At 53.6% G+C, this 21,524-nt stretch carries 21 protein-coding genes; 15 read left to right on the forward strand and 6 right to left on the reverse strand.

Annotated elements, in window-relative coordinates:
- Positions 1–6: 6 nt before the first annotated feature.
- The 4 genes from WHR59_RS12065 to WHR59_RS12080 all read left to right on the forward strand — a co-directional run bounded on the left by WHR59_RS12065 (position 7) and on the right by WHR59_RS12080 (position 4,864).
- Entirely contained in the window at positions 7–1,746 is a 1,740-nt protein-coding gene (locus tag WHR59_RS12065) for a type I secretion system permease/ATPase (protein WP_338844049.1), read from the forward strand.
- Positions 1,746–3,074 carry an HlyD family type I secretion periplasmic adaptor subunit gene (locus WHR59_RS12070; protein ID WP_170928000.1) on the forward strand — a complete coding sequence of 443 codons (1,329 nt, stop codon included), beginning with the start codon at positions 1,746–1,748 and terminating at the stop codon, positions 3,072–3,074. Before WHR59_RS12065 ends, WHR59_RS12070 begins: the two co-directional genes overlap by 1 nt.
- A gap of 122 nt (positions 3,075–3,196) precedes the next feature.
- A complete protein-coding gene (locus tag WHR59_RS12075; RefSeq protein ID WP_087050548.1) occupies positions 3,197–3,484 on the forward strand; it encodes a VF530 family DNA-binding protein in 288 nt (95 codons plus the stop codon).
- Between the two features lie 12 nt (positions 3,485–3,496).
- Positions 3,497–4,864 carry a glycoside hydrolase family 10 protein gene (locus WHR59_RS12080; RefSeq protein WP_338844050.1) on the forward strand — a complete coding sequence of 456 codons (1,368 nt, stop codon included), beginning with the start codon at positions 3,497–3,499 and terminating at the stop codon, positions 4,862–4,864.
- On the opposite strand, the gene WHR59_RS12085 is transcribed toward WHR59_RS12080, so the two are convergent.
- The 5 genes from WHR59_RS12085 to hdeB form a co-directional block, all read right to left on the reverse strand.
- Complete coding sequence (locus WHR59_RS12085) at positions 4,861–5,379, reverse strand: DUF6622 family protein (RefSeq protein WP_075146170.1); 519 nt, start codon at positions 5,377–5,379, stop codon at positions 4,861–4,863. The genes WHR59_RS12080 and WHR59_RS12085 overlap by 4 nt on opposite strands.
- Positions 5,380–5,433: 54 nt before the next feature.
- Positions 5,434–6,705, reverse strand: a complete 1,272-nt coding sequence (locus WHR59_RS12090) for a type II toxin-antitoxin system HipA family toxin (protein WP_047411265.1) — start codon at positions 6,703–6,705, stop codon at positions 5,434–5,436.
- Positions 6,698–7,012, reverse strand: a complete 315-nt coding sequence (locus WHR59_RS12095) for a helix-turn-helix domain-containing protein (protein WP_032943458.1) — start codon at positions 7,010–7,012, stop codon at positions 6,698–6,700. The genes WHR59_RS12090 and WHR59_RS12095 overlap by 8 nt, the downstream gene beginning before the upstream one ends.
- 176 nt (positions 7,013–7,188) lie before the next feature.
- Positions 7,189–9,135 (reverse strand): methyl-accepting chemotaxis protein, encoded by a 1,947-nt coding sequence (locus WHR59_RS12100; RefSeq protein ID WP_087050546.1) that lies wholly within the window; start codon positions 9,133–9,135, stop codon positions 7,189–7,191.
- A gap of 155 nt (positions 9,136–9,290) precedes the next feature.
- Positions 9,291–9,620: an acid-activated periplasmic chaperone HdeB gene (hdeB, locus tag WHR59_RS12105; protein WP_043016321.1), complete on the reverse strand. Its 330-nt coding sequence runs from the start codon at positions 9,618–9,620 to the stop codon at positions 9,291–9,293.
- A 398-nt stretch (positions 9,621–10,018) separates the two neighbouring features.
- On the opposite strand from hdeB, the gene WHR59_RS12110 reads away from it, so the two are divergent.
- Genes WHR59_RS12110 through WHR59_RS12140 form a run of 7 tightly spaced genes read left to right on the forward strand, consistent with a single transcriptional unit; the run spans position 10,019 to position 16,936 of the window.
- On the forward strand, positions 10,019–10,885 hold the full coding sequence (locus WHR59_RS12110) for a MurR/RpiR family transcriptional regulator (protein ID WP_080625189.1): 867 nt from the start codon (positions 10,019–10,021) through the stop codon (positions 10,883–10,885).
- Between the two features lie 14 nt (positions 10,886–10,899).
- On the forward strand, positions 10,900–11,487 hold the full coding sequence (gene ddpX / locus WHR59_RS12115; RefSeq protein WP_087050545.1) for a D-alanyl-D-alanine dipeptidase: 588 nt from the start codon (positions 10,900–10,902) through the stop codon (positions 11,485–11,487).
- Between the two features lie 15 nt (positions 11,488–11,502).
- Positions 11,503–13,065 (forward strand): ABC transporter substrate-binding protein, encoded by a 1,563-nt coding sequence (locus WHR59_RS12120; RefSeq protein WP_080625191.1) that lies wholly within the window; start codon positions 11,503–11,505, stop codon positions 13,063–13,065.
- Between the two features lie 44 nt (positions 13,066–13,109).
- Positions 13,110–14,132, forward strand: a complete 1,023-nt coding sequence (locus tag WHR59_RS12125; protein WP_338843058.1) for an ABC transporter permease — start codon at positions 13,110–13,112, stop codon at positions 14,130–14,132.
- On the forward strand, positions 14,129–15,025 hold the full coding sequence (gene ddpC, locus WHR59_RS12130) for a D,D-dipeptide ABC transporter permease (RefSeq protein WP_043016316.1): 897 nt from the start codon (positions 14,129–14,131) through the stop codon (positions 15,023–15,025). Before WHR59_RS12125 ends, ddpC begins: the two co-directional genes overlap by 4 nt.
- Positions 15,022–16,008, forward strand: a complete 987-nt coding sequence (locus WHR59_RS12135) for an ABC transporter ATP-binding protein (RefSeq protein ID WP_043016315.1) — start codon at positions 15,022–15,024, stop codon at positions 16,006–16,008. The genes ddpC and WHR59_RS12135 overlap by 4 nt, the downstream gene beginning before the upstream one ends.
- A complete protein-coding gene (locus WHR59_RS12140; RefSeq protein ID WP_172863032.1) occupies positions 16,001–16,936 on the forward strand; it encodes an oligopeptide/dipeptide ABC transporter ATP-binding protein in 936 nt (311 codons plus the stop codon). The genes WHR59_RS12135 and WHR59_RS12140 overlap by 8 nt, the downstream gene beginning before the upstream one ends.
- Positions 16,937–16,966: 30 nt before the next feature.
- Here WHR59_RS12140 and WHR59_RS12145 read toward each other — a convergent pair whose 3' ends face one another.
- A complete protein-coding gene (locus tag WHR59_RS12145; protein WP_286523326.1) occupies positions 16,967–17,857 on the reverse strand; it encodes a LysR family transcriptional regulator in 891 nt (296 codons plus the stop codon).
- A 142-nt stretch (positions 17,858–17,999) separates the two neighbouring features.
- Between WHR59_RS12145 and WHR59_RS12150 the strand changes: the two genes are divergently transcribed.
- Genes WHR59_RS12150 through WHR59_RS12165 form a run of 4 tightly spaced genes read left to right on the forward strand, consistent with a single transcriptional unit; the run spans position 18,000 to position 21,495 of the window.
- Positions 18,000–18,707, forward strand: a complete 708-nt coding sequence (locus tag WHR59_RS12150) for a CoA transferase subunit A (RefSeq protein ID WP_043016312.1) — start codon at positions 18,000–18,002, stop codon at positions 18,705–18,707.
- 2 nt (positions 18,708–18,709) lie between these two features.
- Positions 18,710–19,366: a CoA transferase subunit B gene (locus WHR59_RS12155; protein ID WP_047411246.1), complete on the forward strand. Its 657-nt coding sequence runs from the start codon at positions 18,710–18,712 to the stop codon at positions 19,364–19,366.
- A gap of 10 nt (positions 19,367–19,376) precedes the next feature.
- Positions 19,377–20,582 (forward strand): acetyl-CoA C-acetyltransferase, encoded by a 1,206-nt coding sequence (locus WHR59_RS12160; RefSeq protein WP_043016310.1) that lies wholly within the window; start codon positions 19,377–19,379, stop codon positions 20,580–20,582.
- Positions 20,572–21,495: a 3-hydroxyacyl-CoA dehydrogenase family protein gene (locus WHR59_RS12165; protein ID WP_043016309.1), complete on the forward strand. Its 924-nt coding sequence runs from the start codon at positions 20,572–20,574 to the stop codon at positions 21,493–21,495. The genes WHR59_RS12160 and WHR59_RS12165 overlap by 11 nt, the downstream gene beginning before the upstream one ends.
- Positions 21,496–21,524 lie beyond the last annotated feature (29 nt).

Consider the following 21,524-nt stretch of genomic DNA (forward strand, 5'->3'; position numbering starts at 1 on the left):
AAGACTATGTCGCGCCAGCATACGCCAACAGAACTGAATGATGCATTAAAAGGAACGAAACCCACTTTTCTGATGCTGCTGTTTTTTAGTTGTGTGATTAATATGCTTATGCTGGCGCCGGCAATTTATATGCTACAAGTATACGACCGCGTGCTGGTGAGTAAAAATACCACCACGCTGTTAATGCTAACCTTATTGATTGTCGGCTTGTACATCGTTATAGCCATGATTGAATCCGCCCGCGCGCAGGTCATGGTCAGGCTTGGCAACCGGCTGGATATAAAGCTAAGCCAGTTAGTCTTTAATGCGGCATTTAAAAGAAAGATGGTTACCGGTGATAATAACCCGGCGCAATCTTTAGCCGAACTGGATCAGCTCCGTCAGTTTCTTTCCGGGAATAGTCTGTTCGCCCTGCTGGATATTCCCTGGACGCCGATATATCTGTTCATCGCCTTTCTGGTCCATCCTCTGCTGGGCTATCTCTCCCTCGGTGGAATAACGTTATTATTCATTCTGACGCTGGTCTCGGAAATCGCTACCAAGCGCCCTATTCAACAAGCACACGCCTTAACGATTAACAATGCCAGTAAACTGAATAAACAGCTACAAAACTCCGATGCCATTGAGGCGATGGGAATGCTCTCAACCCTGAAGTCCAACTGGCAGGAACAGCATAACAAAGTGCTGGCGTTACAAACGCTGATTGCCGACAAAACGGCCGGGTTAAGCAGTCTCAGCCGCTTTGTGCGGGTGTTGCTGCAGTCGATTGCGCTGGGCGCCGGGGCTTTACTGGTGATCGGCGGCCATATTACCCCGGGCCTGATGATTGCCGCGTCGATTATTCTTGGCCGCGTCCTCAACCCGGTAGAACAGGTGATCGGCAGTTGGAAGCAGTTTGTGCAGTTTCGTAGCGCCTGGCACCAGCTCTCTGACCTGCTGAAAGAGTATCCGGCACCGAAAGAGGTGCTGACCCTGCCTCGTCCGAACGGCAACATCAGCGTTGAAGGTGTTTTTGCTGCGGCTCCCGGTCAGTCTTCCCCACTATTGCGTAATATCTCATTCCAGTTGGAACAAGGCGAAGTGCTGGGGATTATCGGTCCCTCTGCCTCAGGGAAGACATCGCTGGCCAAGGTTTTGGTTGGCGTCTGGAAGCCGTTATCAGGAAAGGTCAGATTAGACGGGGCGGATATTTGTCAGTGGGATAAAGCACTGCTGGGTCCGTCCATTGGCTATCTGCCGCAGGATGTTGAACTGTTTGACGGCACCATCGCGCAAAACATTGCCCGTTTCACCACAAATGACAGTGAGCTTATCGTCGCTGCCGCCCTGCTGGCCGGCGTACATGAGATGATTCTGCGTTTGCCGCAAGGATACGACACACCGCTTGGCGCAGGTGGGTACCAGCTCTCCGGCGGGCAGCGACAGCGTATCGGGCAGGCTCGCGCCGTTTACAAAAACCCTGCGTTTATCGTGCTTGATGAACCGAATGCCAATCTTGACGACGCGGGGGAATTCGCACTCATTAAAGCCATCAATACCCTGCGCACGCAGGGACAAACTACCGTCATTATCTCGCACCGACCCACGCTGCTCGGCGTGGTCAATAAAGTTTTGCTGCTTAACGATGGCGCTATACAGGAGTTTGGCACCCGCGATCAGGTTTTTGCCCATTTGCGTCAGGCCAACGTACTGAAACCGGTGGCTACGCCTTCTCCATCCACTACTGAACAGCAACGTGAGGCCTGATGATGAAAAAGAATCCCCACAACGCGGCCTCCGCTGGCGTAGATACCAATATCTGGTCGCCGATTATTCGGGGCGTGATCGTCATTATGCTGGGTGTCGGCAGCTTTATCCTCTGGGCGGTACAAGCACCGTTAGATGCGGGCGTGGTCGCCGATGGCACGGTAACCGTATCGAGTAACCGCAAAACTATTCAGCACCTGAGTGGCGGTCGGGTAACGGATATCTTTATCAAAGAAGGCGACCTGGTGAAGAAAAACCAGGTTCTCGTCCGGCTGGATAAAATGCAGCTCGAAATGCGTTTCAGCGCCTTAAATGCCCAGTATATTTCTGCTAAAAGTATTGAAGACCGCCTGCTGGCAGAACGCGATGGTCTGGAAACAATCGGCTTTAATACGACGTTGACGCAGCAGTTCTCCGGCAATAAACGGCTGGCGGAAGTGAGAAATCTGCAGGCTAAACTTTTCGATACGCGCCGCAAGACCATTCAGGACGAACTGTCGATGATTCAGGAGACGCTCGATGGCCTGGTGGGACAAACGGATAATCTTTATAAAATAAAAGGCTATCGCGACCGCCAGTTCAATCTGATTAACAGGGAACTGGGTGCTATTCGCGCACTGAGTGAAAAGAACTATTACCCCAAAGCGCAGTTACTGGTGCTTGAGCGCGAAGCAGCAGAAATATCCAGCAGCGTTTCAGAAGATATACTTAATATTGCAAAACTGAAATCCCAGCAGAATGAATTAAAAATTAAAGCCTACCAGGTGCGTCATCAATATTTACGTGAAGTTGAGTCTGAACTGACCGAAAACCAAAAAGAGGTGGCAATGCTGGAGGATGAACTGGTATCCACGCGTCATGAACTGGATAACACCGAGATCCGCTCGCCGATTAACGGCATCGTGCTGGATGTTAAAGTCAGTACCGTTGGCGGCGTCATCCAGCCTGGAGAACATTTAATGGATATCGTTGCCGCCGGGCAACCGATGCAAATCGATGCCAAAATACCGGTGCACGCCATTGATAAACTGGTCCCCGGTTTAACCGTTGATGTGCTATTCCCTGCCCTTAACCACGCGCTGTTACCGTCGGTCCCGGCCCGGGTTCTCACCATCTCGGCGGATCGTTTAATTGATGAGGCCACACAGCAGCCTTACTACCTTGCTGAAGTACAGGTTTCAGCAGAGGGCGCGCGTTTGCTGGGTGATTACAAAATTAAAGCGGGAATGCCCGCCAGCGTGACGATCAAGACCGGTGAACGAACCCTGATGAGTTACCTGTTTAAACCGTTGATTGCCCGTCTGGAACTGGCCTTTAAAGAGTATTGATCCATCCATTGCCGGTTGGGTGCTCGTCTTGTGGCGCCATGCCGGTTTCTGCCATTGCTGGCAGCTTTGCTTTCTTGTAACCTTCTTCCCGTAAAATCTGGAACCACTGAACTGGACTTCATATGAATGCTCATATTTCTAAAGACCCATTACATGGCGTAACGCTTGAAATGCAGGTCAATGCCCTGGTTGATCGTTATGGTTGGGCTGAACTGGCGCAACGCATTAATATCAACTGCTTTAAAAATGAACCGAGCGTTAAATCCAGTCTGAAGTTTTTGCGCCGTACGCCGTGGGCGCGGGCAGAAGTCGAAGCGCTGTACCTTGATTCGCTGCATGACCAGGTCTCAAACACCCCCCCCGAACCGGCCTTCGACCCATGGGCTAACAGCCGCAACAAGAAGAATTAAGAGCAAAATCTGATGTCAGCATCCGGTTTTATTTCAGGAAATTATCAGAAAAAACTGGCGAATGTTCTCGCCCGTTACCGCGCCAGGCTGCCGCTAACCAACATGAAGTGGTTCGCGCTGCTGGTAGGCAGTATGTTGCTACTGGGCAGTTGTTCATCGCAACCGCCCGGCTCCAGAGTTACGCCACAGCCTCCGGTGAGTAAACCACAGCAAAGCAAGGAGCCGGTGCGTGGTATCTGGCTGGCAACGGTTTCGCGTCTGGACTGGCCGCCGATTTCATCTGTCAACATCAGTTCGCCTGCCGCTCGCATCAGCCAGCAGCAAAAAGCGCTGACGGACAAGCTGGACAACCTGAAGCGGCTTGGTATTAACACCGTTTTTTTCCAGGTGAAACCTGATGCCACCGCGTTGTGGCAGTCTAAAATCTTGCCATGGTCAGATACCCTGACCGGTAGGATTGGTCAGGATCCGGGTTACGATCCGCTCCAGTTTATGCTCGATGAAGCGCATAAACGCGGCATGAAAGTCCATGCCTGGTTTAACCCCTACCGTGTGTCCGTGAACACCAGGCCTTCGACGGTCACCGAACTAAACAATACCCTGACGCAGACGCCCTCCAGCGTTTATGTCCTGCACCGGGACTGGATCCGCACCTCGGGTGAGCGTTTTGTGTTAGATCCCGGTATTCCCGAAGTGCGTGACTGGATAACCAGCATCGTGGCTGAAGTCGTTGAGAATTACCCGGTTGACGGCGTGCAGTTTGATGATTACTTCTATACCGAGTCTCCCGGATCTGCGCTCAACGACACTCAGACCTTCAGAAGATACGGCCAGGGATTCGCTTCCAAAGCGGACTGGCGGCGGGATAACACGCAACGTCTGATCGCTCAGGTTTCGCGAACCATCAAGAAACTCAAACCTGAAGTCGAGTTTGGCGTCAGTCCTGCGGGCGTGTGGCGCAACCGTTCGCACGATCCGGCAGGTTCCGACACGCGCGGTGCGGCAGCGTATGATGAATCGTATGCTGACACCCGTCGTTGGGTGCAACTAGGTCTGCTGGACTACATCGCTCCGCAGCTGTACTGGCCTTTTGCCCGCGACGCGGCGCGCTACGATGTACTGGCAAAATGGTGGGCTGATGTCGTCAAATCAACCAACACCCGCCTGTATATTGGGGTGGCGCTGTATAAAGTCGGCGAACCGTCGCGAAAAGAGCCGGACTGGACGGTCAAAGGCGGCGTACCGGAGCTGAAAAAACAGCTCGATCTGAACGAGTCTGAACCGCACATTAATGGCACAATTCTGTTTCGCGAAGATTACCTTAATCAGCCGCAAACGCAGGAAGCCGTGACCTACATTCGCAATCGTTGGGGGCGCTAATGGTTGTCCTGACCGCGAAGCCTGAGCCAGACGCTCACGTAGCGGCTAAATTTCCCCACAAAAACACCGGCGAAGATGCCGCCAGTAATGATAGCCATGGCACTCATTGCGGGCTGGCGTAAAACGTCGGGGGAAACGGCGTTAAGTACGCCAAGTACGTACTTAACGCTGAATGCCAGCAGCATAAACGGCAATGCGGAATAGTCCGCCGGACGGTGAATACTCCGCGGTGCGCTACCTCGACTCAAACGGCTGGGGTTAATCAACATGTAGCCAATTATCGCGCCACTGATAATACCTATTACCCACTGTATATAGGTAATGAGGGTCGGATCACGATAAGTGATTAAATCGTAGATATCCCAGAACAGAAAAATAGCGGGGATTAGCGCCAGTTTTTCCAGCGTGACGGTGGCGGGCGTTCTGGCTTTAATCCCCCGGTAAAGCAGAAAGACAAACAACAGATACACCCAAACTGGTGTGTGTTGCAGCATACCCAAGACAAATTCAGCCATAACATTGCCCCGCTCAGCTTTAATTCTCCGGTAAGTGTAGCGGCTATATCTGCGTCACCGGGACATTAACCGGCGGACATTATCATTAATTTGTTTCTGTATCGTATTCAGCGTGGATTGCGTTATCTGATCGGGATATTTATCCCTGGCGACAGCGCTCAATCCTGTGGCAGAGTGACAGACCTTTTCGATTATGCCGTTCACATGATCAGCAGATAACTCAGCTTCCTGAACGCCTAGCGACAGAAGGTGCTTTCTTTCGATATCCAGCGCCTCTCCCAGTACGTCCATTTGGTGATATCCACCAGGCCCTTCACACCAGGTGACGTCGTAGGCCGGAGCCAGAGTCCAGTTTCCATCGGCTGACATTAAATAGGCAAAATTCTTCGGATGATCGTCGCGATTGTTAAATGCCACGTTGAAAACCACGCGTTCGAACGCTTTTGCCTTTTCTCTGACATCATTGGTACAAATCTGCGTAGCGCGCAGAAAATCCCGGTAGTCTAAAGCGCCGGGTATCTGGTAATTTGCCCCGGTAAGTGCCGCCAGGCTCTGCATAGGAATACGTATCGACTGGTCACGGTCGAAACGGCGAGTGGCAAATGCAGCCTGTCCGCCGGGCAGATTAAAATACGCCGTGTCTGGCGTGGTGATCCCACATTGGCGCAAGCATTCAGCATAAACCGCTTCGATGGCACATACCTCAGCATGCTCATGCCTGGCGGGAAATTTAATCAGCCAGCTTTCGCTCCCGGGTAGCGGCGCCGTGGTGAATTTAGACGTGACAGTGTCACGATAAAGTAGCGCCTTAGGCCTTGCTCCCTGTGGCGAACCGCCCATCTGGAGTAGTTTTTGCAAGAATTCCCCGCCTTCCCCGCTCAGGACTTCCTGAACCTCCGCGGCCAGTTGTGCGAGAGGAACATCCTCTTTTGACAGCGTCTCGACATCTGACTGAACGGGCTGGAATGTCATGGCGCCCATCGCGTTGTTGCCGACCCAGGTTAAGCGCTCCAATGGACCGATGCGTGCTGCGTTGAGCCCGCGGCGTTTAAATAGTCGGTCCATCAGCAGCATACCCCAGCCATCAGGTAGCGAATCATAGACCGGCCCAGGTAATCCCAACTGATGAGCCGGGAAATCCCTGCGTAAACGGGGACCGTTTAGCGGTAACATCAGTCGGGACAGTTCCAGCCCCTTACGTAAGGCCTCTTCACTGTATTCAAAGGCGATCAACGGACGTCCGGTCAGGGCTGTGGAAGACACCAGTTTGCCCCACAGCCATTTCTCACCCCAGCCTTCATAGAAGACATCAACTTGCTCAGGCATCAGAATTTTTCCTTTTGATCCGCTGACGTGCCGCGCTCTTTTCGTAACGCAAAATATCATCGAGACTATCAATCCTGGGTTTGAATAACCCCTCCAGCGCATCGCCATAGCCTAACACCATCGCGACTTTGACCAGATTCTCAAATCCTACATTTTTCCCCGCTTCCAGATTTGAAACGGTATTCACACCGACCCCTGAACGCGCGGCAACATCAGCTTGCGTCATTTGCCGGGCGAGTCGTTCTTTACGCAACCTGTCGCAAAGTAGTTTGACGATATCGGCTGCAGTATTTAGCGTTAAATCCATAATATTGGCTCTTATTGGGATAAAAACGACTTTACACCCAATATTATAGAGTTAAGCGGGGAATGATTCAAAGCCTTATAAGGCACAATAAAAGGGAGTTAAACCGGAAAATCTTGCTTAAGGGCCATTATACTGGAGTTATCCGGGCACATTGCCTGTACCCGGATAGGGTGTGGTTATCCGGCAACGCCAGGCTCAGGTAATCTGAAGGATGAGACCAGCAGTGCCAACTGTTCCGCCTCCTCTTTCAGCGCCTGCGTCCGTGCTGCGGCATCATCAATTAATGAGGCGTTTTGCTGAACGGTGCTGTCCATTTCGGTAACGGCCAGTGTAACTTCGGAAACGCCCTTACGTTGTTCTTCACCCGCAACGCGTATTTCCCCCATCAACTGGCGCACCTGACGCACATTGCTCACCAGTTCTCCCAGACGTTCGCCGGCAGTGTGGATTTGCTGACTTCCGCTACCTACATGAGAAACGGATTCATCAATCAACGCTTTAATTTCCTGGGCAGCAGTGGCACTGCGCTGAGCCAGCGTGCGCACTTCTGAGGCCACGACGGCAAACCCTCTGCCAGCATCACCCGCTCTGGCGGCTTCAACCGCGGCATTCAGGGCGAGAATATTGGTCTGGAACGCAATGCTGTCGATGACCGCGACAATTTCCACCATTCTGCCGGATGAGGCGCTGACGTTATCCATCGTAGAGATCACGCCCTGCATCACATCGCCGCAACGGTTTGCCGTTTGCGCGGTACTGTCGGATAGCTCATCCGCCAGTTGTGTGTTACTGGCATTTTGATGAACGGTCGCATTTAACTGCTCCATAGCCGCCGAACTCTCTTCCAGAGCAGCAGCCTGCTGCGTTACGCGAGATGAAAGCTCCATATTACTGTCAGCCAGGCTAACGGCGTTATTCGCCACCACTGTGCTACTGCTTCTGACGGTGATCAGAATGGCTGAGATTTTATCGACGAACAGGTTAAACGCCTCGGCAATAGCAGAGATCTCATCTTTGCCGCGAACATCCAGACGACGGGTAAGATCGCCTTCGCCCTGCGCGATGTCATCAAGAGCCTGACGGGTATCATCGAGACGTGAAATCAGTCGGCGAACCACCAGCCAGGATCCCACCAGCAACAACGTCATTATCGGGATTAATACTTCCAGGACGTCCTGCATCATTACTTTGGCAAGGCCGACGATACGCGACTCAGGTGTCACCAGACCGACAACCCAACCGGTATCCGCCATCGGGAACAGCATTACCCGTGACGCCGTATTCAGAACGTTGTCGTTTGCAAGCGTAATCGTCTTCACCCCATCGGCCGGGCGCAGAGATTTCAGCCCCTTTTCCACCGGGATAAGCCATTGCGCGCTTTGCGCCAGATCGTTAATGGTTTTATATTTTGCCAGGTCGGCCTGCGGGAAATAGAGAATTTGTCCCTGCTTGTCTACCACAAACGCGTAGCCGCCGGTGCTGTTGCCCTGCTGCTGCATGAAAGTAGCGACATTATCCAGGCGAATGTCGGTGGTGGCGACCCCGGCAAACTTGCCCGCCAGTTGATAAGGCACGCTGCATGTCACCATGTTGACGCCAGAACTGGCATCCTGGTAAACATCAGACCATAGGCAGTTGTTTTGTGATTGCCCTTTGGCGTGCTGATACCAGCTTTCATTGTGGTATCCGCTTGATCCTTCGACATTGTAGTCGTTGGAATACACCAGTTTTCCTTCAGCATTACGCGCCCAGAAAAAGCTTCTTTTCTCTACACCAGCGGTGAATGCATCAGGTTCTGGCCAGATGCCGCCGCCGGTGATAATCGAGTCTTTACCTTCACCAATCAGATGTGGAACGACGTTTTGGTACAGAGATTCATCATTTGGCAGCACCTCAGCCAGCCGTGACAGGCTGACGGTCTCGCCTTCAATTCTGGACAATACGGTACTCAATTGACGGGTTAAACCTTGCCCTGTTTCTTCGATCAGGGCGGTGTTGATTTCAACGACGCGCGGCTGACCACGCCAGAGCATAATCACCACTATCACAAGGCTCGTGACTACAAGCAGCAGAATGCCGCCGATGGTTAAACGCGTTGAAATACGAGTAGGATACCAGGCCATACAAACTCCTTCTGCAAAAGGCTAACTTTTATCCAGTATCGGCACAGGAGTTTATATCTTTATAAAGTTTTCTTAAGTATTACAAAACAAATAAGTGACATTGTCACGAATAGCAAAACCCAGCACTCTGGCTGGGTTTTAATAACTGCTTAATCTTATTTGGATAATTCTTTTTTGATTTCGTCTTTTATTTTGCTTAATTCACTCTGAGGATGTTTTTTACAAAGTTCAACGGTCAGGGGAACTGCAGTCGTCACGGTTTCGTTATAGTCTACGTAATCGCCACCTTTGAAGTCTTCGTCTTCATTGAGCACCCAGAAAGCCACCGGAGCCATAGTTTGCGGGTTCAAATCAATAAACTCCTGGCAGCTCATGCCTTTTGGAGTCACTTCAGTTTTAGCGTTATCAGTTGCTGCATTGACGCTGACACTGGTTAACAGCGCTGCGACCAGAATACCAGCTGTAGAAAGAGAAAATTTATTCATTGTAGAACTCCATTTATAATATAAATAATATCTACACTTGCGCTTCAAACCGTTAATGTAGTTCGCAAAAATAATACCCCTACCATCATGAGAATAAAGATTGCCGCCATGGATATAGCTGAAATTTATATTTCACATTACTGATTCTGATGTTTGGGCGTAAAACGTGGCCACAATGTGATCGTTCCGACGAAATCAACAGAATCCTGCCCCGCTCCCCCTGCCGCTGCACCAAAACTGAACTACGCTGCACAAATGTTGATCATTAGTTAACGAATATGAGTTTGTTTTAACAAAAACAGCCAGTGTGCCGCTGTTACCGACCTGGCACGCGTCCTGCATTGTTAATTTGCTAACAGTGAACCGTAATCTGACAGACAACTAACAGCGAGAAGGTAATGACAGCGAAACCTGAGTTATTTACCCGCATAGAGCAGACCTTTAGCCAGCTGACGCCCAGCGAAAAGCGCGTGGCCGGGTGGCTGTTAGCCCATGCTGTACAGATCCCTTTTGAAACCGCGGATGGTATCGCTAAAGCAACCGGAACCAGCGGTATTACCGTTGGACGCTATCTGCGTAAACTGGGGTTTCGCAATCTGGAAGATGCAAAAGCCAGTCTGCGAGAGCTACCCGTTGTCCCGTATCAGCCCTGGGGAATGAACGAGCGGCTGGACTCCTGGCACCAACAGCAAAGCCTGCCGGATCGCGCGCAGCAGTCGCTGTTACTGGAAATCGACGCCATTACCCACGTCTATCAACTTGCACAAGGCGAAACGTTTTTACGCATTGCGCAGCAGCTGGCGCATGCGGAAGCCGTGTATATTCTCGGGATCCAGTCCACCCGTGGGATCGCCAACGCCTTTTTTAGTCACCTGGAATACCTGCGACCTAAAGTTAGCTACTCCGAAGGGCTTTCCGGCAGTTGGGTGGAGTCGCTGAATTCGGGATTCAGCCAGCCTTACGTGGTGATCACCGATATGCGCGCCTATTCCGCTATCTCGCGACAATATTGCCGCGTCGCCACGGAACGTTGCATTCCGCTGGCGCTAATCACCGATGTGTGGTGTCCATGGGCCAGAGACTATTCTATTGATTTACTTCAGGTAAAAACCGACACCGGACATTTCTGGGACTCACTGGCGCCGGTGAGTTGTTTGTTCAATTTATTACTCTCTGCGGTGGTGGCCCAACTGGGTGACTCCCTCGCAGGACGCCTGCAAACCAATCGCCAGTTACAACAACAATTTGGTCAATTCGAACAATGAACAGGAAACGTGCTATGTCAGAAACCCCAGAACTGGTCGATCTGTCGGTGATATTTCCGTCGCTGCATATCGATCTTAAATACGCCACTGCCGACAACATTACCGGTGCGCCTATCTATCGGGAAGCGCGCTGCCTGTTGCACGCCGAGGCGGTAACCGCGCTGGCTAAAAGCATTAGTATTGCGCAACTGGCGGGATTGTCGCTGGTGGTGTACGACGCGTATCGCCCTCAGCAGGCGCAGGCAGTACTGTGGAATGCCTGTCCTGATCCCCAGTACGTTGTTGATGTGGCGATAGGATCCAATCACAGTCGCGGAACGGCCATTGACGTTACGTTAATGGACGATCGTGGCGTTCTACTCGATATGGGGGCCGGTTTTGATGAAATGCACGACCGTTCCCATGCCTGGCACCCTTCTGTTCCTCCGGCTGCGCAGCGCAATCGGCTGCTGCTCAATGCCATTATGTTCGGGGGCGGTTTTGTCGGTATCAACAGCGAGTGGTGGCATTTTGAATTACCTGATGCCGCTCGTTATCCGCTGCTTGACGACCAGATAGCCTGTTTCCCCGCTTCACCCATAACAACACAACATCCCCTTTAATTCTGGAGCCTGGTTATGAAGACTACACCTGCGTTAAACGCGTTTTTTCGCCCCGCTCTGATAGCCGTTGCGTTGGCGTTTGCCCTGCCCGCCGCGCAGGCCGCCGTGCCTAAAGACATGCTGGTGATTGGTAAAGCCGCCGATCCTCAGACGCTCGATCCCGCCGTGACCATCGATAACAACGACTGGACGGTCACCTATCCCTCTTATCAGCGGTTGGTTCAGTACAAAACCGATGGTGGCAAAGGTTCCACGGAAGTTGAAGGCGATTTAGCCAGCGGTTGGAAAGCCTCGGACGACCAGAAAGAGTGGACGTTTACTCTGAAAAACGATGCCAAATTCGCCGACGGAACGCCGGTGACGGCTGATGCGGTAAAGCAATCCTTCGAACGTTTGCTCAAAATTGGTCAGGGTCCCGCAGAAGCGTTCCCGAAAGATCTGAAGGTTGAGGCGATCGATAACACCACGGTGAAATTTACCCTGAGCCAGCCGTTTGCTCCGTTTCTGTATACGCTGGCAAATGACGGGGCTTCAATTATTAACCCGGCTATCTTAAAAGAGCATGCCGCAGACGATGCCCGTGGATTCCTCGCGCAGAACACGGCGGGTTCCGGGCCATTCATGCTTAAAAGCTGGCAAAAAGGACAACAGCTGGTGCTGGTGCCTAACCCGCATTATTCCGGCACTAAACCGACGTTTAAGCGGGTTTCGGTGAAAATCATCGGTGAAAGCGCCTCCCGCCGCCTGCAATTATCGCGTGGCGATATCGACATTGCCGATGCGCTTCCTGTTGACCAACTGGCCGCCTTAAAACAAGAAGGCAAAGTGAACGTGGCGGATTACCCCTCATTGCGCGTGACCTATCTGTATCTCAACAACAGTAAGGCCCCGCTCAATCAGGTGGATTTACGCCGAGCCATCTCGTGGGCCACCGATTATAAAGGCATGGTCAACGGGATCCTGAGCGGCAATGGGAAGCAAATGCGTGGCCCGATCCCTGAAGGCATGTGGGGTTTTGACGACAAGGCCATGCAGTACAGCTTCGATGAAGCCAAAGCGAAAGCGGCCCTGGACAAAGTTGCCACCAAACCTGAAAGCCTGAGCTTCCTGTACTCTGATAATGACCCTAACTGGGAACCTATCGCGCTCGCGACCCAGGCAAGCCTTGGCAAACTGGGCATTAAGGTGAAGCTGGAAAAACTGGCGAACGCCACCATGCGTGACCGCGTGGGTAAAGGCGATTACGACATTGCCATTGGCAACTGGAGCCCGGACTTCGCCGACCCGTACATGTTTATGAACTACTGGTTTGAATCAGACAAGAAAGGCTTGCCGGGTAACCGTTCGTTCTATGAAAACGCTGAGGTCGATAAACTCCTGCGTAGCGCGCTGGCCACGACCGATCAGGTTGCCAGAACCAATGACTACCAGCAGGCGCAAACCATCGTGATTGATGAAGCAGCCTACGTCTATCTATTCCAGAAAAACTATCAGCTGGCGATGAACAAAGACGTCAAAGGATTTGTATTCAATCCGATGCTGGAACAGGTCTTCAATATCTCCACCATGAGTAAATAAGCCACGATGATGCGGAGCCGCTCTGGCTCCGCAAGGGGAAGCTAATGACGTTCTGGAGTATTTTACGCCAGCGATGCTGGGGACTTATTCTGGTGGTTATCGGTGTTTGCGTAATCACCTTTATTATTTCACACCTGATACCAGGCGACCCCGCGCGGCTGCTGGCGGGCGATCGCGCCAGCGATGAAATTGTCGAAAATATTCGCCAACAGCTGGGGCTGAATCAGCCGCTGTATGTGCAGTTTTTTCGCTATGTCAGCGACATTTTTCATGGCGATTTAGGCATCTCTATTCGCACCGGACGTCCGGTACTGGATGAGCTACGCATTTTCTTCCCCGCTACCCTTGAGCTGGCTTTCTGCTCCTTGTTGCTGGCGCTGATTATTGGGATTCCGTTAGGTATTTTATCTGCAGTATGGCGCAATCGCTGGCTTGATCATCTCGTTCGCCTGATGGCGCTCACCGGCATCTCCACGCCTGCATTCTGGCTGGGGCTGGGGGTTATCGTGCTGTTTTATGGGCATCTGCAAATTTTACCCGGCGGCGGGCGTTTAGACGACTGGCTGGATCCGCCTGCTCACGTTACCGGGTTCTATCTGATAGATGCACTGCTGGAAGGCAATGGCGAAGTCTTTTTCAATGCGCTTCAGCACCTGATCCTGCCATCACTGACGCTGGCATTTGTGCACCTGGGGATTGTCGCTCGCCAGATTCGCTCCGCCATGCTTGAGCAACTGAGTGAAGATTACATTCGTACCGCTCGCGCCAGCGGGCTGCCGGGCTGGTACATCGTATTGTGTTACGCGTTGCCCAATGCGCTCATCCCCTCGATAACCGTTCTCGGCCTGGCATTAGGCGATCTGCTCTACGGCGCGGTGCTGACTGAAACGGTCTTCGCCTGGCCAGGCATGGGCGCGTGGGTGGTGACGTCGATTCAGGCGCTCGACTTCCCGGCGGTAATGGGATTTGCCGTAGTGGTCTCTTTCGCCTATGTGCTGGTTAACCTGGTGGTGGATTTGCTCTATTTGTGGATAGACCCACGAATTGGACGTGGAGGCGCACAATGATGCTCACACAAGAAACGCCGACCGCCCCTCAGACAACACGCCGCCGCACGGACTGGGCTAAACTGTTCTGGATGATGAAAAGCAGCCCACTGACGATGGTTGGCGGGGTCATCATTGTACTGATACTACTGCTAATGGTGCTGTCGCCGTGGCTAACCCCTTACGATCCCAATGCTATCAATTTGAGTGCACGTCTGCTGCCCCCGTCAGCCGCGCACTGGTTTGGTACCGATGAAGTTGGCCGCGATCTGTTCAGTCGCGTTCTGGTGGGAAGTCAGCAGTCGGTCGTTGCGGGGCTGGTGGTGGTGGGTATTGCCGGGGGATTGGGTTCGCTGCTGGGGTGTCTGTCTGGCGTCATGGGCGGACGTGCCGATGCGATTATTATGCGGATAATGGACATTATGCTGTCTATTCCCTCGCTGGTGCTGACGATGGCGCTGGCCGCCGCGCTGGGTCCAAGCCTGTTTAACGCCATGCTGGCGATTGCCATCGTACGTATTCCGTTTTATGTGCGCCTCGCCCGCGGTCAAACGTTAGTGGTGCGCCAGTTTACCTATGTGCAGGCCGCACGAACCTACGGGGCTTCACGCTGGCATTTGATTAGCTGGCACATTTTACGTAACTCTCTGCCGCCGCTCATTGTACAGGCGTCGCTGGACATCGGCAGCGCGATCCTGATGGCCGCCACGCTCGGGTTTATTGGTCTGGGCGCACAGCAGCCCAGTGCTGAATGGGGGGCGATGGTCGCAATTGGCCGCAACTACGTGCTTGATCAGTGGTGGTATTGCGCTTTTCCTGGCGCCGCCATTCTGATTACCGCCGTGGGTTTTAATCTCTTTGGCGATGGTATTCGCGATCTGCTGGATCCGAAAGCCGGAGGAAAACAGTCATGACACAACCTGTGCTGGAAATTGAAGATTTGCATCTGAGTTTCCCCGGCTATAAAGCTGACGTGCATGCGCTGAACCATGTATCGCTGCATATCAACCGCGGAGAAATCGTTGGCGTGGTGGGTGAATCCGGTTCCGGTAAGTCCGTGACGGCTATGCTCACCATGCGTTTGCTGCCGGAGGGAAGCTATCATATTCACCAGGGGCGCGTTTCGCTGCTGGGTGAAGATGTGCTCAACGCCAGCGAGAAGCAAATGCGCCAATGGCGCGGCGCACGTGTGGCGATGATCTTTCAGGAACCCATGACGGCGCTGAATCCGACCCGACGTATAGGTCAGCAAATGGTGGAAGTTATTCGCCATCATCAGGCGTTAAGCCGCACGGATGCTCGTCAGAAAGCCATCGCTTTACTCGACGAAATGCAAATCCCGGACGCGTCGGAAGTCATGAAACGTTTCCCGTTTGAGCTTTCCGGCGGGATGCGTCAGCGGGTAATGATTGCCCTGGCCTTTTCGTGCGAGCCGGAGCTTATCATTGCCGATGAACCGACCACCGCGCTGGACGTCACGGTACAACTGCAGGTGCTGCGTTTGCTGAAGTTAAAAGCGCGCGCCAGCGGGACAGCCGTATTATTTATCAGTCATGATATGGCGGTGGTTTCACAGTTATGCGATCGGTTATACGTCATGTATGCCGGGAGTGTGATTGAGAGTGGCCCGACGCAAACTGTTATTCAACGCCCAACGCATCCCTATTCCATTGGTCTACTGAAATGCGCGCCGGAACACGGTGAGCCACGCGCATTACTGCCCGCCATTCCCGGTACCGTGCCGAACTTAACCTGTTTACCGGCCGGATGCGCATTTCGCGAGCGCTGCTTTGCCGCTGGCCCACGTTGTGAAGAAACGCCTGCGTTAAGCAGTCAGGGAGGCGCGGATCAACAATCTGCCTGCTGGTATCCGCAACTGGAGACAACACATGTCTGATTTTTTACTGGCGCTGCAGGATGTTCATGTCAACTTCCCTGCGCGTAAAAACTGGCTCGGCAAAGTAACGGAACGGGTGCATGCGCTCAACGGCCTGGATTTACAGATCCGTCAGGGAGAAACGCTGGGGATTGTCGGTGAGTCCGGCTGCGGAAAAAGTACACTGGCGCAACTGCTGATGGGGATGCTGAAACCCAGTCAGGGTAACTATGCTTGCCGGGGGGACACGCAGCACAACGGTATGCAGATGGTCTTTCAGGATCCCCTTTCATCGCTGGATCCGCGCTTACCGGTGTGGCGGATAATTACCGAGCCGGTGTGGATCCAAAAGCGGAGTCCGGAGCGTGAGCGACGCATGCTTGCCGAGGATTTGGCGCGCCAGGTGGGGATTCGCCCGGAATACCTCGATCGCCTGCCGCATGCGTTTTCTGGCGGACAGCGTCAGCGTATTGCCATCGCCCGGGCGCTATCATCAGAGCCCAATGTGATTGTTCTCGATGAACCTACCTCGGCGCTGGATATCTCCGTGCAGGCGCAAATTCTCAACCTGCTGGTGTCATTGCAGGCGCGCAGGAATCTGACTTACGTGCTGATATCGCACAACGTGTCAGTGGTCCGCCATATGAGCGACCGGGTGGCGGTAATGTACCTCGGGCAAATTGTCGAGCTGGGCGATGCGCAGCAGGTACTCGCTCAGCCCGCTCATCCCTACACGCGATTATTACTGGACTCGGTCCCCAAAACGGGCGCACCGCTGGCGGAAGATTTGGTGTTGCGCAAAACCGAACTCCCGGGGAACCGTACGCTGCCTCAGGGCTGCTTTTTCCGTGACAGATGTCCGCTGGCAACCCGAGGTTGTGAGCAGAAACAGCCATTGCTGAAAAGTGACACCGGATGTGAGGTTCGCTGCTGGCGGGCGGTGGCATAACCTTAACGGCTGGCGTAATGCGTGAGAGCATCAGGCGCAATAGGCCTTTTTCAGTGAATCCACCAACACTTCTGAGGCGGTGGACAACTTATGATGCGCCGAACGCAAAACGCCGATCCGCCGCTGGATCACCGGCGTATCCAGATCGATACAGGTTGCGCCCAGCTCGGTCATTTGCGTGCGGCACAGGGCGGGTACGGCACTGCCGCCCAGTCCGTTGGCTACCAGCCGGCCAATGGTCACCAGTTGATGGCTCTCCAGCGCCACCTCCAGCGTATGTCCACTTTGCACCAGTTGTTCTTCCAGCATCAGGCGCACGGCAGAAGGACGTTGCAGCGTGATGAAATCCAGCGTTAACAGTTCGCGCCACGCAATACGATCCCTGCCCGCCAGCCGACACGTTGGCGGCACAATGGCGATAAAACGATCCACACCGAGCGGCGTGAAATGCAGATGACCTGAATAGTCCGGCTCAAAGGCAATCCCCATCTCTACCCGCCCTTCACTGACCATTTCAATTACGTGTTCGTTAATCACATCGTGAACCGTTACGTTGATACCGGAGTAGGAGTCCCGAAACGTTTTTAGTACCGATGGCAGGACGTTAGCAGCGAATGAGGGCATGGCGGCAATAGAGATTTTCCCGCGCTGTAGCGTAAAGCGCTGGCGCATTGCCTCTTCCGTATTTTCCCAGTCCGCCAGCAGTTGTCGCCCCATGTTCAGCAGCGTTTCGCCCTCTTGCGTCAGGGTCACTTTGCGTGTGGTTCTCAACAGTAACGCCCCGCCCAGCGAATCCTCCAGTCCTTTAATCGCCAGACTTAGTGCGGGTTGCGACATATTCAGTCGTTCACTGGCATGAGCAAAATTCAGAGTGTGAGCTACCGCTAAAAACGCGCGTAAATGTTTGATGCTCATTCCCATTTCGCATTCCCTTAACTTGTTGAATACCTTTAATTAACATTAAATTGATAAAAAAACCCAATGAGTGAGTCACAAATTTAAAATTAACAAATCATTTTTCACCCCCAATGATGTCAGCAAGGACAACAGAAGGGGCAAGTGTATGGCTGGACTGGATAAACGGGTTGCCACTTATCAAGAGGCGCTGGAAGGACTAACCGATAACATGACGTTGCTGGCTGGCGGTTTTGGCTTATGTGGGATCCCTGAGAACCTGATTGCCGAAGTACGTCGTCGGGAGGTTCAAGGGCTTACGGTTGTGTCAAACAACTGCGGCGTGGATGGTTTTGGCCTTGGTGTACTGCTGGAAACGCGCCAGGTACGCAAGGTTGTCGCATCTTATGTGGGTGAAAACGCCCTCTTTGAGCAACAGGTACTTAATGGTGAACTGGAAGCTATCCTGACGCCGCAGGGCACGCTGGCAGAGCAACTGCGTGCGGGCGGTGCGGGGATCCCGGCCTTCTATACCGCAACCGGATACGGGACCCCGGTTGCGCAAGGCAAAGAAGTTCGCGAGTTTGCCGGACGCCCTTACATCTTAGAACAGGCGATAACCGGTGATTTTGCGTTGGTTAAAGGCTGGAAAGCCGACTGGTACGGCAACGTTATTTATCGCCACACCGCGCAGAATTTTAATCCGCTGATGGCCGCCGCCGGGCGTATTACCGTTGTGGAAGTCGAAGAAATTGTCCCTCCCGGAGAACTGGATCCCGCCGCAATTCACACCCCAGGAATTTTCGTTAACCGCCTGATTCAAGGGCAGTTTGAAAAACGTATTGAACAACGCACCCTGCGCCAGAAAGGAGCCTGACCATGTTAACGCGTGAACAAATGGCGATGCGTGTTGCCCGCGAACTGCGCGACGGTTATTACGTCAACCTTGGGATTGGTATCCCCACTCTGGTGGCGAACTATATTCCCGATGGCATGGACGTAATGCTGCAATCGGAAAATGGTTTGCTGGGTATGGGCCCGTTTCCTACGGAAGATGAAATTGATGCTGACATGATCAACGCCGGGAAACAGACCGTGACGGCGCGCAAAGGTGCGGCGATCTTCGATTCGGCGCAATCTTTCGCCATGATCCGCGGCGGCCACGTTGATCTTACGGTGCTTGGCGCATTTGAAGTGGATGTTAACGGCAATATCGCCTCATGGATGATCCCCGGAAAAATGGTGAAAGGCATGGGCGGCGCGATGGACCTGGTTGCCGGAGCCGACAACATCATCGTGGTGATGACGCATGCCTCCAAAAGCGGAGAGTCGAAACTGCTCCCCGCCTGCACCCTGCCGCTGACCGGCGTAGCCTGCATTAAACGCGTGCTTACCGATCTGGCGCTACTGGAAATTGCCGACGGCGCGTTCATTCTGCGTGAGCGTGCGCCGGGCATCAGTGTGGATGAGATTGTCGCCAGAACCGCCGGCAAGCTGATCGTTCCCGAAAATGTCCCCGAAATGCACTTTAGCTGAGGAGCTGACCATGCAGGATGTTGTTATTGTCGCGGCAACGCGCACCCCGATTGGCAGTTTTCATGGCGCACTGGCGCCGCTTTCGGCGGTTGAACTGGGTTCGGTGGTGATCCGTTCGTTGCTGGAAAAAACAGCCGTGACCCCTGAGCAAATTGATGAAGTGATTTTAGGTCAGGTCCTGACGGCGGGCTGCGGCCAGAATCCGGCCAGACAAACGGCATTACGCGCAGGCCTGCCGGTAACTACGCCGGCGTTAACCATTAATCTGGTGTGCGGCTCGGGCCTTAAAGCGGTGCATCAGGCGGTACAGGCTATTCGCTGCGGCGATGCGCAAATCGTGATTGCCGGTGGGCAAGAGAGCATGAGCAATGCGCCCTATTTTCTCGATGGCGCTCGGGCGGGCCTGCGACTGGGTCATGCCAGCATGAAAGACAGCGTGGTGCATGACGGTCTGTGGGATGCGTTCAACGACTATCACATGGGCATTACCGCCGAAAATCTGGCGGATAAGTTTGCCATTAGTCGTGAGCAGCAGGACGCTTTTGCCCTTCGCTCCCAGCAAAAAGCCGCCGCCGCCATTGAAGGTGGTCGTTTTAGCGCGGAAATCACGCCGGTCAGCGTCCCACAGGGCAAAAAACCGCCGCGTGTAGTGGATCATGACGAACAGCCACGTCCGGATACTCAGGCCGATAAACTGGCGCAGCTCAAGCCAGCATTTCGCCCAGGTAACGGCACGGTGACCGCCGGGAATGCCTCGTCAATCAATGATGGCGCCGCCGCGGTAATGTTGATGAGCGCCGCCAAAGCGGCAGAACTCAACCTGCCGGTTATGGGCCGGGTGGCGGGCTACGCCGTCTCCGGCGTCGACCCTGCGATTATGGGCATTGGGCCAGTAGAAGCGTCACTCCAGTGCCTGAAGCGAGCGGGCTGGACGTTAAATGATGTCGATCTCATTGAAGCCAACGAAGCCTTTGCCGCACAAGCGCTGGCGGTTGGCGAATCCCTGAACTGGGACGGTAATCGGGTGAACGTGAACGGCGGAGCGATTGCGCTGGGCCATCCCATTGGTGCCTCAGGTTGTCGAATTCTGGTGACACTGCTGCATGAAATGTCCCGCAGCAATGCCGTCAAAGGGCTGGCTACGCTGTGCGTAGGCGGCGGTCAGGGCGTAGCACTGGCGGTGGAACGTTCTCAGGAGGCATCTCATGCAAAGTAAACCTATCTGCGTACTGGGTGCGGGTTTGATGGGCGTCGGTATTGCCACTCACTTCGCCCGGTATGGTCACGATGTCTGGCTGTATGACACCGACAGCAGCCGCATTGCGGACATTGGCGCCGTTGCCAGCGGCATTATGGATGAACTGATTGCTACCGAACAGTTTGCCGCAGACGAAAAAACACAGGTTGTGAGCCGTCTGCATGGCACTACCTCGCTACAAGATATTGCCGCGTGTGGGTTGCTGATTGAAGCCATCCCGGAGCGACTCGAACTCAAGCACGCGTTGTATGCGCAACTGGAAGAGCTGATCGCGCCGGAGGCCGTGATTGCCAGTAATACCAGCGGCCTGCCGCCGGATGCGCTGGCAGAAAAGCTCGCCCATCCCGAACGCTTGCTGATCGCCCATTTCTGGCACCCGCCGCATTTTATTCCGTTGGTCGAAATTGTCCCCGGCACGGCCACGAAGCCAGAATACCTGCATGCGCTGCAACAGCGACTGCTTTCAATGCAACTGGAAGCCGTGGTGCTCGATCGCGCCGCACCGGGGTTTGTTGGTAATCGCCTGCAGTTTGCCCTGCTGCGCGAAGCGTTGCATATCGTCAAAAGCGGTATCGCCAGCGCAGAGGTGGTGGACCAGGTCATGCGCGCCTCGCTTGGTCGTCGCTATGCGATGGTTGGTCCGCTGGAGGCGGCAGATATGACCGGACTTTCTACGGTGCAGGATATTTGTCGGCATCTGCTACCGGAACTGGCAACCGGTAGCGACATGATGTCGCTGGTCGCTGACAAAGTTGCCAACGGTGATACCGGTTTACGCAGCGGTCAGGGATTTTATCGTTGGGATGATTCGCGCAAGGAATATATCCAGCAACGCAGAGAGCATCAGCTGCGCTTTGCCCTGAAACCGTAACTTCTCTTTCTGTACCCCACTATAACAAT

Source organism: Citrobacter europaeus (assembly GCF_037482245.1).
GTDB classification, from domain to species: domain Bacteria; phylum Pseudomonadota; class Gammaproteobacteria; order Enterobacterales; family Enterobacteriaceae; genus Citrobacter; species Citrobacter europaeus.